The sequence below is a fragment of the Cryobacterium luteum genome, from assembly GCF_900110125.1.
Taxonomy (GTDB): Bacteria; Actinomycetota; Actinomycetes; order Actinomycetales; family Microbacteriaceae; genus Cryobacterium; species Cryobacterium luteum.
Genome location: NZ_FOCN01000032.1, coordinates 1 through 16,844, shown reverse-complemented (window position 1 = coordinate 16,844; position 16,844 = coordinate 1). Strand labels below are relative to the sequence as shown.

The 16,844-nt window shown below is 61.0% G+C and carries 15 protein-coding genes; 7 read left to right on the top strand and 8 right to left on the bottom strand.

Going from position 1 to position 16,844, the window contains the following annotated elements:
* Positions 1–177: 177 nt before the first annotated feature.
* From BMW72_RS17175 to BMW72_RS17165, 3 genes are all read right to left on the bottom strand, one after another.
* Positions 178–1,224 carry a S66 family peptidase gene (locus tag BMW72_RS17175; RefSeq protein ID WP_092112726.1) on the bottom strand — a complete coding sequence of 349 codons (1,047 nt, stop codon included), beginning with the start codon at positions 1,222–1,224 and terminating at the stop codon, positions 178–180.
* A 228-nt stretch (positions 1,225–1,452) separates the two neighbouring features.
* Positions 1,453–2,502: an SDR family oxidoreductase gene (locus BMW72_RS17170; RefSeq protein ID WP_092112724.1), complete on the bottom strand. Its 1,050-nt coding sequence runs from the start codon at positions 2,500–2,502 to the stop codon at positions 1,453–1,455.
* Positions 2,499–3,962 (bottom strand): MFS transporter, encoded by a 1,464-nt coding sequence (locus tag BMW72_RS17165; protein ID WP_092112722.1) that lies wholly within the window; start codon positions 3,960–3,962, stop codon positions 2,499–2,501. Before BMW72_RS17165 ends, BMW72_RS17170 begins: the two co-directional genes overlap by 4 nt.
* A 176-nt stretch (positions 3,963–4,138) precedes the next feature.
* On the opposite strand from BMW72_RS17165, the gene BMW72_RS17160 reads away from it, so the two are divergent.
* From BMW72_RS17160 to BMW72_RS17135, 5 genes are all read left to right on the top strand, one after another.
* On the top strand, positions 4,139–5,017 hold the full coding sequence (locus BMW72_RS17160; RefSeq protein WP_092112730.1) for a helix-turn-helix transcriptional regulator: 879 nt from the start codon (positions 4,139–4,141) through the stop codon (positions 5,015–5,017).
* Positions 5,018–5,818: 801 nt separating this feature from the next.
* Positions 5,819–7,159 (top strand): SIR2 family protein, encoded by a 1,341-nt coding sequence (locus BMW72_RS17150; RefSeq protein ID WP_166787812.1) that lies wholly within the window; start codon positions 5,819–5,821, stop codon positions 7,157–7,159.
* A 238-nt stretch (positions 7,160–7,397) separates the two neighbouring features.
* Positions 7,398–8,393: a hypothetical protein gene (locus tag BMW72_RS17145; protein WP_134450451.1), complete on the top strand. Its 996-nt coding sequence runs from the start codon at positions 7,398–7,400 to the stop codon at positions 8,391–8,393.
* A 508-nt stretch (positions 8,394–8,901) separates the two neighbouring features.
* A complete protein-coding gene (locus tag BMW72_RS17140; protein WP_092112714.1) occupies positions 8,902–9,114 on the top strand; it encodes a hypothetical protein in 213 nt (70 codons plus the stop codon).
* Complete coding sequence (locus BMW72_RS17135; RefSeq protein ID WP_092112712.1) at positions 9,111–9,704, top strand: hypothetical protein; 594 nt, start codon at positions 9,111–9,113, stop codon at positions 9,702–9,704. Before BMW72_RS17140 ends, BMW72_RS17135 begins: the two co-directional genes overlap by 4 nt.
* Positions 9,705–9,856: 152 nt before the next feature.
* Here the strand turns inward: BMW72_RS17135 and BMW72_RS19540 are convergent, their stop codons facing one another.
* On the bottom strand, positions 9,857–9,979 hold the full coding sequence (locus BMW72_RS19540) for a hypothetical protein (protein ID WP_255351543.1): 123 nt from the start codon (positions 9,977–9,979) through the stop codon (positions 9,857–9,859).
* A 381-nt stretch (positions 9,980–10,360) separates the two neighbouring features.
* On the opposite strand from BMW72_RS19540, the gene BMW72_RS17130 reads away from it, so the two are divergent.
* Together BMW72_RS17130 and BMW72_RS17125 are read left to right on the top strand one after the other, a co-directional pair.
* Positions 10,361–10,576, top strand: coding sequence for a PLD nuclease N-terminal domain-containing protein (locus BMW72_RS17130; RefSeq protein WP_035880385.1), 216 nt, complete (start codon positions 10,361–10,363; stop codon positions 10,574–10,576).
* A 193-nt stretch (positions 10,577–10,769) separates the two neighbouring features.
* A complete protein-coding gene (locus BMW72_RS17125) occupies positions 10,770–11,237 on the top strand; it encodes a GNAT family N-acetyltransferase (protein WP_092112710.1) in 468 nt (155 codons plus the stop codon).
* A 547-nt stretch (positions 11,238–11,784) separates the two neighbouring features.
* On the opposite strand, the gene BMW72_RS17120 is transcribed toward BMW72_RS17125, so the two are convergent.
* The 4 genes from BMW72_RS17120 to BMW72_RS17105 form a co-directional block, all read right to left on the bottom strand.
* A complete protein-coding gene (locus tag BMW72_RS17120) occupies positions 11,785–12,672 on the bottom strand; it encodes a DUF6024 family protein (protein ID WP_035879775.1) in 888 nt (295 codons plus the stop codon).
* A complete protein-coding gene (locus tag BMW72_RS17115; RefSeq protein ID WP_081882460.1) occupies positions 12,672–13,889 on the bottom strand; it encodes an HAD hydrolase family protein in 1,218 nt (405 codons plus the stop codon). The genes BMW72_RS17120 and BMW72_RS17115 overlap by 1 nt, the downstream gene beginning before the upstream one ends.
* Positions 13,886–14,596: an adenine nucleotide alpha hydrolase family protein gene (locus BMW72_RS17110; protein ID WP_198416363.1), complete on the bottom strand. Its 711-nt coding sequence runs from the start codon at positions 14,594–14,596 to the stop codon at positions 13,886–13,888. The genes BMW72_RS17115 and BMW72_RS17110 overlap by 4 nt, the downstream gene beginning before the upstream one ends.
* A 623-nt stretch (positions 14,597–15,219) precedes the next feature.
* A complete protein-coding gene (locus BMW72_RS17105; protein WP_051973715.1) occupies positions 15,220–16,398 on the bottom strand; it encodes an MFS transporter in 1,179 nt (392 codons plus the stop codon).
* Positions 16,399–16,844 lie beyond the last annotated feature (446 nt).

Genomic DNA, 16,844 nt, shown 5'->3' with positions numbered 1-16,844 from the left:
CACTCGGCGGCATCACACCCACTCAAGCCATGCAACGACTACTGTCAGAGCCAGAAATACCCATCGTTGCGACGACCGGTTGAATCCGCCGAACCCTCTGCGGGACGGCAACGGTGTGAGCGTGGAGTCGCCACCGTTAGTTGTGCGGCGGACGTTTCGAAACGCAGTGCGCTGACTTCAGTTGTAGTCCGCGCTGACTGTCCGGGCTATGCCGTCGAGCCGGATCGTGTTGCCGTGCGGGACGATCCACTGCGGTCTGGTGTGTCCAAATGGCACTCCGACACAGATCACGGCTTCGGAGTTATATCGGGCGACTTGTTCGATGATGGTGTCGCGCTGAACTGCGCGCAGTCGAGTGCGCTCGTTCGCTAATGGGACGGCTGAATGCAGTTCGCTGACGGGTGGTCGGGCAACGAGAACACCGGCGACGGCATCGAGAACTCCTCGCTCGCCCAGGGCACGCACCCAACGCTTCACCGTGTCGGCATTTGGGAGTTCCTCGCTGGTTTCGAGCAAGAGAATCGCCCCGTCCAGGTCGGCGACGTCGGGCATCCGGTTGGCGAGAGCGATCTGATCAATGACTTCGATGCATCCGCCCCACGTTGGACCTTCGGCCACCGTTGTTGCGCCCGCCCATGCCCACGGTTCGGTCGGTTCACGAATACCGAACTCCTCTAGAGCGCGGCGATCAGTCCACGAGATGCCGAAGTCTTCGGACTCGCCCGGATCGGTGAGGTCGATAATGCCTCCGTCAAGAAGCGCCGCACGCAGTGAAGCCACATGCACGTCATCGACATGCGGGCCTGGTCCGAGGTGGACTTGTGTTGAGCCACCGTAGTAGCTGGGCACCCCGAGGTTCCAGAGAAGGTTGTGCAGGTTCGTGTTGTCACTGTATCCGAGGAACGGTTTAGGGTTTGAGGCGAGGATGTCGGTGTCGATGTGTGGGATGACGGTGATCTGATCATCCCCTCCGATCGTTGCAAGAACCGCCCGAATACTCGGATCAGCGAACGCCGCCTCAATATCGGCAGCTCGCGCCTCGGCGCTCGCACCGAGCTGCCGTGTCGTCCGATACTCAACCGGCACAAGCCCAGTAACTTCTGTGAGGCGTCGCATCGCCTGCTCGTGAACGGCCTCGGACACCGCAGGAGCCGCAAACGCCGGGGATAGGATCGCGACTCGATCGCCGACAGTGGCCTTGGGGACGTTAGTGAATGTGCGCATCCAGTCATTGAATCAGAGGATCGAATCGCCACGCACGTTCATAACGCCCGCATGCGGAACTCTGACCGGGACAGTCGGCGCTGTCGTAATCCCATTTGGCTTGGCCGGGTTGCCCCTTTATCAAGAGATGTCGACGTTAGCCTCGTCATCGCGCTGTTTGAGCGTGTCTGGCGGTGTCACTTCACGATCGGAATGGTCTGCGGGCTTGGTTGCGCGAGCGGACGCATGTCAGGGCACGTACTTGTCTCGTCGAAGCTGCCGGAGTTTCGTGGCGATGTTGTGATGTGAGTCGAGGCTGTCCGGAAAGCCGGCCTGACGTATCTTGATGGTGCTCTGGACCATGTCGAAGTCGGCAGACCAGAGGCTATCCGTGAACTGCCACGAGGTGAGTTGTCCATACGGAATCGGCCGCAGCCCGTGGGCAGCGCGCAGAGCGTTCCAGGCTGGCTCCTTGTCGAACATCTGCGCGGCGAGGCTCATCAGTTGCGGGGCCGCGGTCGGCATGTTGAATGCGTTGGCGATGTCTTCCCAAATGTGTTTCCACCGGAACTGGTCGCCGTTAGTGACGTTGAAGATCTCACCTCGTGCGGCGTCAGCGGTGAGCGCCCAGCTCACCGCTGAAGCGAGGAGGTCAGCATCCGTGATCTGGTGCAGTGCTGTCCACGCGCCCGCGGTTCCGGGGAACCGCAGCGGAACGCCGGCCGCTTTGGATAGTGAGGCGTAGACGCCGATGGTATTGAGGAGATTCATCGGTGAGCCAAGGCTAAACCCGATCACCACGTCGGGGCGGAGCACTGAGTAGGTGAACCCGTCTCGGTCGGCGCGGGACGCGAGCAGGTCTTCCTGGTCGTTGTAGAAGATCGGACCCAGGAACCTTGGATCGGATTCTTTCGCCGGCGTCTTGTACGCTCCGAGGTGTTCCCCATACGATTTCCCTCCGCCGATGAGAACTACGTGTTCGAGCGGTGCGCCGACTGCTGTGAGGCCGTCGAGGACATGTGTGAGCATCGTAAGGTTCGGCGCGGTGGTCTCAGCCATCGTCGGGCGTTCAGCATAGGCGGCGTAGACGAGGTGGGTGACCTGGCCGAGGGTCTCGGCGTCGGTAAGCGCCTGCGGGTTCAACAGGTCGACGCTGAGATGTCTCGCGTTCAGGCCGGCCGGGGCACCGCGGCGTGAAGCGGTGATCACGTCCCACGTTTCGTCGGCGGTTAGATTTCTGGCGATTGCGCCTCCGACGACTCCGTGCGGTCCGATGACGAGGACGGTGGGCTTGTTCATGCGTTGGCCTTGTCTGACTTGGTGGGGCGAAGAAATAGCGCGATGGCTGCGGCGGCCAGCACGCACAGCAATGCGTTCACGCCGATGGCGGTCGTGACACCCCCGAGGACTCCGGCGGGTCCGGTGTCGCCGAGGGCATTCATCCGTGCGGTCACGATCGCGGACATGATCGGGATTCCCATCGTGATTCCGACCTGCTGGCTCATCGTGACCAGGCCGGTCGCCAGGCCCTGTTCCGCAACGGGTAGGCCGGAGGTTGAGGTGACGACGTATCCGACGATCGCAACCAGGTTTGCGACACCCCCGATGAAGGTGGCGACGAGTAGGAGAAGGAGCCAGTCGGAGTCGGGCCCGAGGAACATGAGCGGAATCGTGGCAGCTGCCTGGAGCAGGAACCCGGCGACGATTGCACGGCGTGCTCCGAGTGTGCCAATGACTTTCGGGCCGATGATTCCGCCGAGTACGGTTCCCGCTCCGAGGACAGCGAACGAGAGTCCAGCCGCGAGCGGTGAGTAGCCGAGTACTTCCTGCAGGTACAGGGTCAGCAGGAACACCAGGGAGGTTTCGGTGGCGAAGGCCAGGAGCCCGGCGATGTTGCCCCAGGTTACAGTTTTCCGTTTGAGGATAGCGACGGGTACTAACGGATGCGCCACCCGCTTCTCGATCTCCCAGAAGCCGACCAGTAAGACGAAGCCAGTTAGGATCGCGCCCCACGCCAACGGGTTTACCCACGAGGTTTCGCCCGCCGTGGTCAGCCCGTAGACAAGAGCGAGAAGCCCGAGGGTCACGGTGGCAGCGCCGGCGAAGTCAAGCCTGGGGCGTTCGTTGGGACGGCTTTCCTTCAGGACAAAAGGCGCAATCGCCAAGACCACCACCGCGACGAAAACGTTGATGAAGAATGCCCACCGCCAGCTCAGCAGGTCGGTGAGGACACCGCCGAGGATCGCCCCGGTTGTGAACCCTGCCGCCATCAAAGCGCCGTTGAGGCCGAGCGCTTTGTTTCGCTGTGGTCCTTCGGGAAACGACGTCGTCAAAAGCGATAGTGCCGCTGGTAGGACCATCGCCGTCGCGAGCCCCTGGGCCACCCGGGCGACGATCATCAACACTGGTTCCTGTGCGAAACCGCCGACGAGAGAGGAGACGCCCAGCAGGGCCATGCCGAGGAGGAAGAGGCGTCGACGACCGAACAGGTCAGCGATCCGGCCGAAGAACAGGGTGAACCCTGCCGCGCACAGGGCAAACGAGGTCGCGATCCATTGCAAATGATCGAGGCTGAATCCAATGTCGGCGCCGATGGTGGGCAACGCCACGTTCAGGATCGAGAAATCCACGGCAAGCGTGAAACTGGCCGTGAGTAAGACGAAGAGGGCGAGGCGTTGCCGCCCCGTCAATCTCGTGGCATCACCGGCGGGGTCTGCCTGGCTGACGGCGTGGTCGCTGGTTTGAACGGTGTTGGACATGCCCGTCCTTTCGGTAGAGGAAACGATTCGTGGGCGCCGAGAAAACCGGCCCAATGCCACAGTGGGCCACCGTGCGCGCATCAACCAGACCCGCGTCTTCCCACCCCCGCGGTGCCTGGCACTGACAGGGACAGGCTCGATTCGCCCAGACAGTCGAGAATGTAACCATGGCTGGTATGAACCACACAGAAGAACTCGGCGAGTTCCTTCGAGCTCGGCGCGCGCAACTCACCCCCGAGGGGGCCGGGATCACTTCCTATGGTGCCCGTCGGGTGCCCGGCCTCAGGCGCGAGGAACTCGCTCAACTCGCCGGCGTGTCGGCCACGTACTACACACGTTTGGAGCAGGGCCAATCGGCTAACGCCTCCGAATCCGTCATCGACTCAATCGGGCGGGCGTTGAACCTGACTGACGATGAGAAGGTGCACCTGCACGACTTGGCGCGACCCGCCAAAGCCAAGCGCCGCACGCCGGGCAAACCCGACCAGGCAACGCCCGGCACGATACGTCTTCTGAACGCGATGGCCAATGTTCCGACCGTGATCATGGGCCGAAGGAACGAAGTCCTGGCCTGGAACCCGCTCGGGCATCTGCTCGTCGCCGGGCACACCGACTTTGACGCGCCAAGCCGGCCATTTGATCGGCCAAACCTCACCCGGATGCTCTTCCTCGACCCCCACACGAAAGACCTCTACCGCAACTGGCGTGACGAGGCCTCCCTCGCGGTGGCATCCCTAAGGTTCATCGCCGCCCAACACCAGGACGACGCCGAGCTGACCCAGCTCATCGGCGAACTCACGCTCAAGAGCCTCGACTTCGCTGCGATGTGGACGAAGCACCCGGTTCAACAATGCGTGAGCGGTGTCAAGCGTTTCCACCACCCCGAGGTTGGGGACTTCGACCTCAGTTTCGAGGTCCTCCACCTCCCGGGTGCCAGCGGACACCGAATGATGACGCACGCTGCCGAACCCGGCTCAACCGATGCCGCAGCCCTGGCGCTCTTATCGGCTACAAACGAGACCTCTGTCGCGCAGCACGTTCCGTCACGGCTCTAACGAACGCTCTGGCAGGAGGCAAACCGCCGACCTTTCAAACCCGGCTCGCTGCACGCTCCAGTTCTTCGGACACAATGCGACACGATCCGATTCCTCAGCGCCCAAGGCTGAGGACCGAGATAGCCTGACGCCAATCGCCCCATTCCGACAGATCAAGCTTTGATGTCCGTAAGCCGAACCCTGAGCGGGACGAATCGACCGTGCGACGCTAATTCGAGAATTGAACTCCCCGCGGTCGCCAGCGGAAGGGCATGAATAGAATCCAAAGTCCCAATTGGCTCGCCGGCCGGCGTTAGTAGCGGCCTGGATGCTGCTCCGAATCGTTTCGCCACACCCACGGGCCTAGGTTTTCAGAGGCGTGTCTACCGGCATCTTGCGGGGCAATGCGGTCCCAATCCCGGTCGCGCAATCCGTTGCCCGCGATGCGGTTGCTGCCTATTCGTTGTCGTAGCCGTCTAACGATTCCAGAGTTTAGCTTGAGCTTGCAGTTTGGGCAGACGCGCTAGCTCGCACTCGGTACGTTTGGCTCATGACCTTATGCAGCGTCGGCCTCCCGACCGTCATCTACACCGTGGTCAGGCGCGGGGAATCGCTCGCACTCTACTGGACCGTTCTCGCCGCGAACCGTGGAATTGACCCGACTCTATTGGAACAGAGGGTCCGCAGGGCGCTGCACATTGCCAAAGTGTCCACGGACGGACTGTGCCAGGCATGAGCGGACGAAACACTGAGTTTCCGCTGAGCCCGAAGCGGGACGCGTGGCTGCTGGGCGCTGGATTCTCGAGAGCAGCATCCTCGGCCATGCCTCTGACGGATGAACTCGGCAGAGAGGCGTTGGAAGAACTGCGGAGACGAAGGCCGAACCTAAGCTTCGCTGCACCACAGTTTTCGGCTGCCGGCCTGACCTTTGAAGCTTGGCTCACATGGCTTGCCGAGCGCCAGCCCTACGAAGACGAGCCGGAGGCGTACGCGCAGCTGGCGGTCTTCACCGCAACCCAGGCCACGATCGCGGAGGTCCTGCGACGACGCGAGACGTCTGCGTCGACCGATCTGGCGGCCTGGTTTGACGCGTTCATTGACCTCGCGCATCATGCTCAAACGCCCATTATCACGCTCAACTACGACACATTAGTTGAGCAAGGTTTGCACCAGCGCGGCTACCGCGACGAGCGCGAATTCCTCCAACCCATGGATGCCGTCGTCGGATTTCCCAATGGGAGGGGCGTGTTCATGGCCGTCCCGCAGGGTTTTGTCCGCCATCCAACGCTTCGCGTCTACAAGCTGCATGGCTCCACCGACTGGCACTACTTCCCCGGGGACACTAGTGGTGCGACGCTGGATCGTGTCGAGGTGGGTCCCGGACGAAAGATGGAGGACCTCGTTCCGGTGATTGGCGGACGCTCCCCGTTCATTGTTCCGCCTACATCCACGAAGAGCCGCTACTTCGACAATCCGAAGACGCGCTTCATCTGGCGGGAAGCCCGCCGCGAACTCGAACAAGCCGATCGAGTTGTCCTGATTGGCTACTCACTTCCCCTGACAGATACGAACCTCGCGAGCTTGCTCGCGAGGACTCTGTCAGAATCCAAATCTGAAGTCCTCATAGTGAACCCCGAAGCATCAGAAGTCGCTCGGCGGCTGGAAGCTCTAGGCGTTGACTCGTCACGCATCGCGACTCTGGACGGTATGACGTGCGTTGCAGAGTTCGTCGAGCAGGAATCCCAGGAAGTCAGTCGCCGCCTGGCGGCGAGCGTCGCCGAGTCCTATCAACAGCGCCTCAATGCACCGGTAGCAGCGGGTTGGCCGTATCCGGGCGCTTACTCGGCAGTCGAGGGCTACGAAGTTAGTGAACATAGCCTGACTTTTCGCGTCGCGGGTTTCGGCCCGCTCCAAACCCTCGCAAGGCCAGGCGCCGTATTTCCCGAAGGACAGGAATTTTCTATCGCGATGGCTCTCGGGGACCTGCCGTCACCAGACCCGACAAAGTCGCTCCGTGCAACCGACGGGCAGACGACATGGACGCTCGCCGGCTATGTGGCCCAACTTACTGAGGTTGAGCTAGGGACTAGTCGCGGGGCGTACCAACAGCAAGCCGACGACGACTGGATCGTGTTGCGTCCAATCGGAAGGGCCCCAGCCTGATCCACAGGATCAGGCCGCCTCTCGACTGCAACCGGGACATCTTCACGGCTGGGTCGTGGAGGTGGGGCGACCGCTGCGTCTCATACATCCGTTAAGGACGAACGGCGGCGGCACTGTCGCGCCTAGGAGCCACCTCGTCGGGAACCCCTAGCGAGACAGTTCTGCCACCGAGCCGGCCCCGAGTACCTCTACGATCTCACCACGGCCCACCCAATCCAGAACATGTATGGTCGTCCACATGACGACCGACACCGCGAGACCCGCTGACGAAGCGCCCGTCAGCATCAAGACCGAGTATTTGCCCGACGACGTGATCGCCGTTCTAGGCGATCAAAACGCTACACCGGGCCTTGTACTGAAGGCCATCGTCGGAACCATTATTCAGACTGCGCCGGATGCTCTCATCGTCATCACCGGCGACTTTGTTCAGTCGGTACAGGACAACTTCGACGCTAGAGGCGTCAAGGTCACCTACGGGACGAAACGAGGAGCCAACTTTGTGAGTGCGAAGACCATGCGAAACGCGGAGGGTGGGGCGACCATTTATGTTCCCTCCGGATTAATTTGCGGAAGTGACGACGAGTCGCAGGAACAACTCGCCTGGCGCGTATCGTACGTTCTTGGGATGGCTGCGCATGAAGCCGTGCACGCACTGAATCATGATCAAGCCGAGGATAGCGAGGCGGTCTTCAGCGAAATGAAAATCACGACCGCTTCGGAGGTCTACTACGCGACCGAAGCGGGAACAATCGTGGAGGAATATCGAGCTCAGACCAGCGCAGAACTAGCGTTCCCCTACCCTGGATCCTTCATCGAAAATCTGGGCGATGATCTCGATCACTTTGGAGGCGAAGTTGACCAAGCGAGACAAAACGTCCCGTCCGACGTGCCGGAAGCGGCCAGGATCCAGGGCACTGCATGCACAAATCTATGGAAGGCGATGGCATTCGCCGCAGCTGAGTCCAGAGTCCGCGGCGTTGAACTGCCTGCATCAGTGGCAGAAAATGCGCGCTGGCAGCACTACGCCGCGCCACTTTGGGAGGCATGGGTTGCGGTCCTAGCTCAGCTTCCCCCAGGGAATGAACTGGCCGGCCTGGACCGCTTGACCGTCGTCACACGGCAGCTGATGAAGCTGTTGGCCGAATCGGAGCGCCTCGCCGGGGTACACCGCAGCTGGGACGACGGCGGCGCATATATGCACTGGGTGACGCCTGCCGGGAAAACTCATATTTGATTGGATCCAAAAGGAGAAGGGCTGATTTGGAGCAGCCCCCTCCGCTCCGCTGGAAGCACGGGAAAGAACGCCTACGGTTGCGGGTTTGTGACTCGCCGCATCGTTCACGATGTCCTGGAGTCGCCAGCCGGGCCTTGTTTCCGTGCCCGCGAATGGCACTTACCCGTCCAGTACCCGACGGGCGACGCCCGGCCACATCGCCAAAGTTCACGGCCTAAGCGGTGGAAATCTGATTCGCATTTGCCCCCGTGTGACCCGCAGACTCGGTTCCTCCCTCAACGTCCTCGCGACGCGCTGCTCGCAGCTTCACCAGGTATTAGTCACCCGCAGGCGTGAGCTTCCAGTAAATGGACTTATCGGAGGGAGTCCGCCTCTTATCACCAACCTCAAGCGGAGCGGCGGGTCAAATAAGTCCACGGCGACAACGCGAAACGCACCAGTCGGGACCGATACGGATCGCAAGTCAATCCATAGTTGACAAAAGAATTAGTCAATCTATGATTGACACATGATTCCTGAAAATTCGGCCCTGAAATCGCGGGCAGCATTCGCATCTACATTTCTCGCGCTTGCTTCCGTTGGCCTCGCGCTGTCCTCCCTTCTTGTGGCTTCCGTTGCGATCAAGGTCGTCATGCTCGTTGTCGCCGTGTTGTTGATCGGCGCAGCTGGGGCTTCCCTAGCCGTAGTGATCGCACGCCCCAAGCCACCCCGCGACCGGTGAGCCAAGAACCCGAGCCGGCCGAGGACGATCTGCGCCGCGCCCTGTCCGAGGCGCTTGCGGCGGTTGACCCAACCCTGGCGGGGCGCCTAGAACACGACCCCGACTCTTATCTAGACCTCATTGATCTGACATCCCGAAGCGCGGCGGAGATCAGTCAGCTCCTGCATCTTGCCGTCACGTCTGCTCGTCAGGCGGGCGTGAGCTGGGAACGTATTGGGCAGCGACTTGGCATGAGCCGGCAAGCAGCCCAGCAGAGATTCGGACGGGTCATAGACAGCATCGACGTTCATGATGCTGGGGACAAGCGTCGCCTGTTTCCCCTGACGGCGTTCAACGAGATGGACGCGCTTGACGAAGCGGGACGCACGGGTTGGCATTCAATTGACTATGGAATGTACTTCCACGACGTCATCCAGTCCGATGAGCAATGGGAACACCGACGCGTTGCCGCATTCGGATCCAGCCGACACAGCCTCGAGAGCGACGGATGGCACCGAATCGGAACAATGTGGTTTCCGTGGGCCTACTATGCGCGCCCCACAGGGAAGCCAATCGAGCCGGCCAAGCCACCCTCTGGTCCAAAGCTCTAACGGACGTCGATACCTCAGCCAGGATCCGGACGCAACAGCGGGCGGGGCTCTCTTTGTTCGCAAGGGGAACGTCTCACGGGACACTGCGGCTGTCGGGTATCAACGGAACGAATAGTGGTGCCGTCCGCTCTCGTCTGCTTTCTGGGCTGAAGTCAGAGGATGAAGGAGGAGACGATCATCGCTCCGGCGAGGCCGGTGACGGCAAGGAGCACGAGCAGCGCCCGATTAACACGACGGCGGCTAACCGTTCCCTTTCGGAATGTCGATGGTGACATTCGTTCTAGGTTGGGAAGAAGGGCCTGAAACGGTGGATCTTGCGGTGCTGAGCGGATAGGTTCCTTGGCTGAGTGTCCATCATCATCGATTTTCGCCATGCCTTCATAGTATCGGCTACGAACCAGACGACGCCGAATACAAGATGTTGGTCGGGCGCTAGCCCCTCGTCCCAAGTGCTGCTGCGATCCAATGCGTATTGTCGGCTCCGCGACGGCCCGTGCCCGCCGAATCATCCGGTGCAACGCGTCCCGGGAGTCGAACCTCGTGCGGACGAACTTGAGAAGTCGGGGTTCCACGGCCTCGCGGAGTGGAAATTTGACAGTGCTCCTCCCTGCTGATCAGCTTGGCAGACAGGATGCCTGTCGAACCGGGGGACGACGATGAACAATCCGCTTATTCCAGCTTTCTACGACATCGCGTGGAGCGGCGTTGTAGTGGTGATGCTCGTGGCTCTCGTGGTGGCCCTGGTGCAAATTCGGCGCGCACCTTCGTTGAGTTCGACCGCTCGGGCCATTTGGGTGCTCATTGTGCTTTTCGCTCCCATCGCAGGTCCTGTGATCTGGTTCCTTGTCGGCAGACGACCTCAGCCCGAGTAGCGCCGGCCTTGTGGTGCTGACTATCGATTCTTGGAAATGTCGACGATGCCTTGCGTGGACTGCACCTTGAGAGGAACCCCCTGCGGGACGCAGAAGAAGGGATGCCTTCGTCGCTATCTAAATTGCCGCGCGGAAGCGATCCCTGCGAACCACATCGTGAACCATCTGTTGTGCGATCGGGCAGACTGGCGAGATGACGAAGATCGTGGTGCGTGAAGCCAAAGCACTCGAGACGGAGGCAATCGCGGGATTGCGCTGGCGGTGGGTGGTGGAGCGGGGCGGAGTTCCGGTCGTGAGCCGGGAGGACTTCGTGGCGTCCGTAGTGGCTTTCGCGTCCGCGCATGAGCAGACACATCACCGGGTCGTGGCGATGCGCAGCGGAGTGGTCGTCGGCATGGCCTGGCTGGCGGTGCTACCCCGCGTGCCCAGCCCGCGCGCCACCGATCGTGCTTCCGGAGACGTGCAGTGCGTGTACGTCGTCCCCGAGGAACGAAACGTCGGCATCGGCGACACGATGATGACGGCCGTTCTGGACAAAGCTCGACAGCTGGGCCTCGAACACGTCACGGTGCACTCCAGCCCCGAGGCAATCCACCTCTACGAACGCACCGGGTTCGCCGCCTCACCGCGCGTCTTGTTCGCCGATTTCGCCGGTCGTTGACGGGTTGCGACGCTCTGGGAGTCGAGCGTTAGCCGGTCGCGAGGGTGCTCAGTCGGGATGCTGGTCGTTCCGTCCGTGTTGCGCCGCACCGCGTCGTTGACGAGAGCGCCCGTGCCGCCGAGGAGCGCACGAAGAACGGCTGTCAAACGATCGAAATGCAGGAGCGTGCAGAGTTTGTCCAAATGAGAATTCTTGTCCAGAGGAGCTCGCAAGCGGAACCTTTAGTGAGATGTCGGAAGGGAGCTGGTGAACACCACTTCGGGCATCTGGGAAGTCGTCTGCGCCGGATGCTTTACACGGTCCTGCGGCGATGAGACGTGTTGGACCGTCAGGGTGCGATCGATTCTCGGAGAAAACTGCAGCGGGAAATTTCAGAGGTTTCCCATTCCTCAGGTTCTTCGAAATTTACGTCTGTGGTGCGTGACTGTTGAAGTGATAAATGCACCGAGGAGTAGGACCGTGAGGACCGCAAAAGATACGCGGGTCGGATTGATCCAGGCGGGAATCATGTCGTAGTTGGCGTTGCACGTATCACGCAAATGCGTTGTCAGCGCCCCAGAGCCCGATTGACGGCCATCCGGAACTCGAGGACGTGATCGACTGCCGCTTCGCCCGGCCTGCCTCTTCGTACGAAGGAGAAGCGGGCTGTGTTGAACTCCCGGAAATGACGCCAACCCGTCGGCGCCAGTCGATCCGCGACAGGAATGCCGTCGGTGGTGGTCAGGCACACATACGGCGCACCCGGCCCTGACGCCAGTGGTCGAAGCCCGCGATCGAGACACCACGCGCTCAGCTCCGGACTGACGTTCACTTGGGCCAGGTTGGCTATCCTCCCGTCAAGGTTCTTGATCGCCGAAGCGGCGCGGCGAAGAAGTTCGATAGACTGGGCACCTGACTCGGCCACCCTTAGGACGCGATGAACCGGTTCCAGGTCGGGGACATCGCGGCGGACCAGCACCAGTCCCAGGCCGACCACCAGGCCAAGGTGCTTGTGCAAAGGCGCGATCGCGACGTCGCTGCCTGTCAGGAGCGCGGGGGTGAGCACAGTACCGAGTGACTGTGCAGCGTCGACGATACGGATGCTTCGTCCACCAAGTTCATCGACCACTGCGGTGACCGGCGAGACGTGGGTTCGCAGCTCCCAGTCGGCTAATGGCCCGGCTCGCGGCAGCAGAAAATTATAAGGCGAGTAGTGCTGTTCGATGGGGCCCTCGGTATTGATGCTGCGGCCTGCGTTGGTCGCGGCGAACAACACCGCCATCAAGGCGGAGGTGGAATTATGAAGCAGATAGGGCCGGAAGTCTCCCGCGCCCAGGTCACGGACTAGTGCGCAGGTGATGGTGGACCGCAGCTCCGCTGCCTGAGCGTAGTAGTGTCCGTGCCCGGTAGACACCTGCAGATCTGGATGTAACGCCGCAGCGTCCAGTGCGCACATCAGGCCTCGAGCTCATCGGAGGCTGGAATACTCACCACGTGCCACAAAGCCGTGGCCACTGCGGCATCATCAGCTGATACCCGGCGCACATGTCTGGCTCGTTCCAGGCCGGGTAACCCGATGCCGACCACGAACGCAACGTCGGCCCGGGCTAGCAACTCTTGGTCATTCAGGTCGTTGCCGAACGCCACAACCACTGACCCGTTAGCGTTCATCCGGAGGTCAAGTGGCTTCGCTTTTGTGACGCCGGCGGCTGTGATATCGATAACCCCGCCGGCGTGCAGACATATCTCCACGTCGTCGCCGGCCGAGTCCCGGAGTCGGCATATCCACAAGGCAGAATCCTGCGAGTCCACAACCAGCTTGATGACAGTCGCCAGGTCAGGGTCAGCGTCGGGGCTGTACTCGGCCCGATCGGGATAGGCCATCCACGAGAAGCCGCCGCCGCTGACGACAAACCGGTCGCCATACTCAAGGTAGAAGGGAACGGCCTCTGCGCGAAGGCACGCGATCATCGCCCTCAAGGGTTCACACGGCAGCGCTGTGGTCTCGGTCTCCCTTCCGTGGCCAGTCCGGAAGGCACCGTTGCAGCACCACCACTCATCCACTCGATCGGCCAACGCACCCATGATTTTGCGGGCTCCGCGAGGAGCGCGTGACGTAGCCACCACCAGATGGATATCGCTTCGCTCGCCCAGATGGTCCAGGGCCGCGCTCACCTTGGGTCCCGGGTGGCCTCCGTCGAAGGCGATGGTGCCGTCCAGGTCGACGATGATGGTGCGCTCGGCAGGCCGACCGAGACTCGGCATCGACCCCGGACGCAGCAGCCCCTGGGCGAGGAGCGCGGGCACCACGAAATGATCGAAAATCGAGCCCAGCTCGATACCTGCCTCTCGGAATCCGCCGTCGATCCAGGCGACCTCCTCGATTTCCTGACCCGGGGTTGCGGTCCCGTCCGCCTCAGCGAGAAACACCTCGATCCGCACCGTCGAAGACGGCTCAAAGGCAGCGCGGTCAGAGTAGGTCCCAAACCGTTGCCAAGACCGTAGATGCAGCCCGGTCTCTTCTGTGAGCTCACGTGCCAAGGCCTGGTCCATTCTTTCCCCAGGTTCCGGTTTTCCTCCCGGGGAAATAAAAGTCGTCGAGCCACGCTTTCGAACCACAAGGAGTAAGCCGCCACGGAGGATCACAGCGGCCGCCTTGTCGATTCTCCTCATCCAGTAATCTCAGCCCGATCGCGCGTCTCGTGACCAATGGCCAACGAACGCCCGCTGAGAAAGTTGATGATGTCGTGACTCAGGGCCTCCTTCTCCTGGAGGTAGGCCAGGATGGTCTCATCCGTTGGTGTGGAGAAGCTGTCGCCGAAGATAGAGACACCCTCCAAAGACTTTGTGGAGAGGCCGAGCTGAAGGAGGCGATATTTGACGTCGTCGCCCGATGTGGCGAACTCGTAGATAGGACTGCGGTAGTCGATTCCATATTCAGCGAGGAACCCCTCGAAGTACTCTCGGGCGACCATGCGCTGCTCGGGGAAGTCCTGCTGATAGCGAGCGATGCCATCGTTCATAATGGCGAGGCCGGTGCGACGACAGTAGTCGACGGCGTGTGCGTGGATGGCGATTTTCTCGCCGAGAAGGATGAGATTCTTGCGGTGGGTCAAGATATCGTGCTCGATATTCGCTATTGCGATGGACCGGAAGGCGCCGCTCACGTCACTGACTACGTGAGTCACGACGAGGTCACCGAAGCGGGCCTGCAGCTCCTTAACTCGAAGGGTGAGCAGTCCGCGGTGGAGCGAGCATCCGCTATTTCCACTGAAGAGGTGGACGGGGATCCCCTGGAGCATGAGGCGGGCAGCAACCAGAGTGCTGTCTCGTCCGCCACTGAACATAACCAACTGGGCATTCTCTTTTTCAATAAGCATTTATTCTCCGTAATTCATTGTCAATGACTGCTAATGACTGCTAATGACTGCTAATGACTACCAATGCTTCGCGCAGCCTAGCAGACCGTTAGCGCGCCTAGAATTATGACTGGTCAGCCTGCCGGCGTGGATGTTCGATTTCTGCGTGTTACTGGTGAATGCTGATGTGATGAGTGGTGCGCCCGTACCGTGACTTGAGACAGTCGGTAGGAGGATCATGTTTCATAATGAATTGTCGTAACATTCAGTGTATGGACGCACCCTGTAGACGGTTGAAAGTATCATTTTCGTTCACCCTGTAAGACCGACAAAACCTTCCGTGACACCAACCGATATAACAGGTTGCAATGGCCTGCCGCGGATATCTCGGACAGTCGGCCCTGGGTGAACATGGTGATCGCTGATCAAGTTTATTTCCTGGGATCGACGGGTGAATGAAGGCTCGATAAGTGGGGAAGATGCAGTTCAAGATCATCATGGTGTCGCGGGTTCAAGTCCCCTTTCCGCTAGACAGCATTCACTAAAATTGCCCAGAACTTCCGCCGAAGTCCGGGGCATTCTTCTTCCTGTTATGGGTCGAGACCTGGCTAGAGCCTCGTGTCGAGAGAGATATCCGCAACCCGCTATATGTCTGCACGCGGGTAGCGCGGTTTGCCACGGAGCGCGAGCGGAAGCGTAGCGAGGCAGATGCCGGCCGCGACGAGCAGTGCCGTGGAAAATGACAGCCCGGCAGCGAGTGTACCGATCAGCACTGAGCCCACTGCCGTGCCCAAATCGAATCCTATGTTCCACACAGCGCTGGCGGTGCCGTACTGCCCCCGTTTCACCGCGGCGAGGGACAGCAGCAGGGTCAGGTTCTGGAGTCCACCAAAAGCGATGCCGACTAAGATCAGCCCTGCAAGGAAGAGCAGGATGCTCGTCGCGTCAGGATTCTCGACCGCGGTGGCGGTGAGAATAAGACCGATGACTGATATCAGCACCAGCGGCCACAAAAAGCGCTGGGCGCCATAATGATCAGCTAGTCCGCCAACGCCCCACCGAGTCACTGCCGCGCTGAAGGTGAGCAGCGCGAGTCCGCCGGCCGTCGCGGCTGGCGCTGAACTCATCTGTGGCGCGAAGGTGATGAGCGCACCGCCGGCCAGTGTGACGCCACCAAGGAGAAGCATGGGGCCAAGGAGGCTGCCCAGCAGAAGCCGCCCCCCAGTCCCCGTGTTGTTCACCGTTGTCGTGGGTTCGGTCGGCGGCTGAAGAGCGCGTTCGGCTGTCTGTTCCCGCAGAACACGGGCCAGTTGTGGCGCAGAACTGATGCCCAGAATCGGCAGGGTGCCGATTGCAAAAACTGCCCAGAATCCCACTGACTCGGACATCCATGGCCCGAGGGGGAAAAGAACTACTTGCGGCACCGCGATTGCCGCACCGCAGGCCCCGATGGCTGCACCGTGTTGGGCACGCGGTACGAGATTGGCCACCACGGTCGATCCGGCCACGGTGAGCACACCAAACCCTATGCCACGCACTATTGAGAGGAGCAAAATCCAATTCAGATGGTCAGAGAAAAGAAACAGCAACGACGGAACCCCCAGAAGCACCAGGCCAGCGGCCAACACGCGACCGGTTCCTAGACGACTGAGAAGTCGGGGAACGAACGGCTGCGTCACAACCGTTGCCAGCAGCAACACTCCATTGACGAGACCGGCACCGGCCTCATTCGCACCGCCGGTTACCGCCCAAAGGGGTACGACGGGTAGGAGGGCAGAGAAACCGGCGAATCCAGCGGCCGTGAAAACAAGGAGCGCCGGCATTCCTGCAGCGCGCCACACCGGCGGTGGGGTTGGTGCGGGATTGGGGCTCACGTTGGACAACCCTAACCGTAACCCTAACTCCAACTCCAACTCCTAAGCGCCAAGGGCGGTGTTGCGATCAGCAATGGGGCCAACATTTTCTTGTTGCGCGGTCGACCTGATCTCCTGGGTACGGTGGTCGCCGCTTGTTTACTCGGGTGCACGGCCGACCGCGTGTCTCCAGAATCTGACACAGGCGCGTCCGCGAACGAGGGGACCGATAGGACCGAGACTCGATCGGCCAAGATAGCTCGATGTCTGCAGGCGGAAGGGTGGGACGTCACGTACTACCCGGCAGATGACTCGTACGGTGGCGATATGCCGAGGAGTCAGACAGACCAGTATGACGCGTCGGCCGTCGAATGTGGAGAGCGGTTTCCCGTGACCGGCCCGAGCTCGTTTGAAGA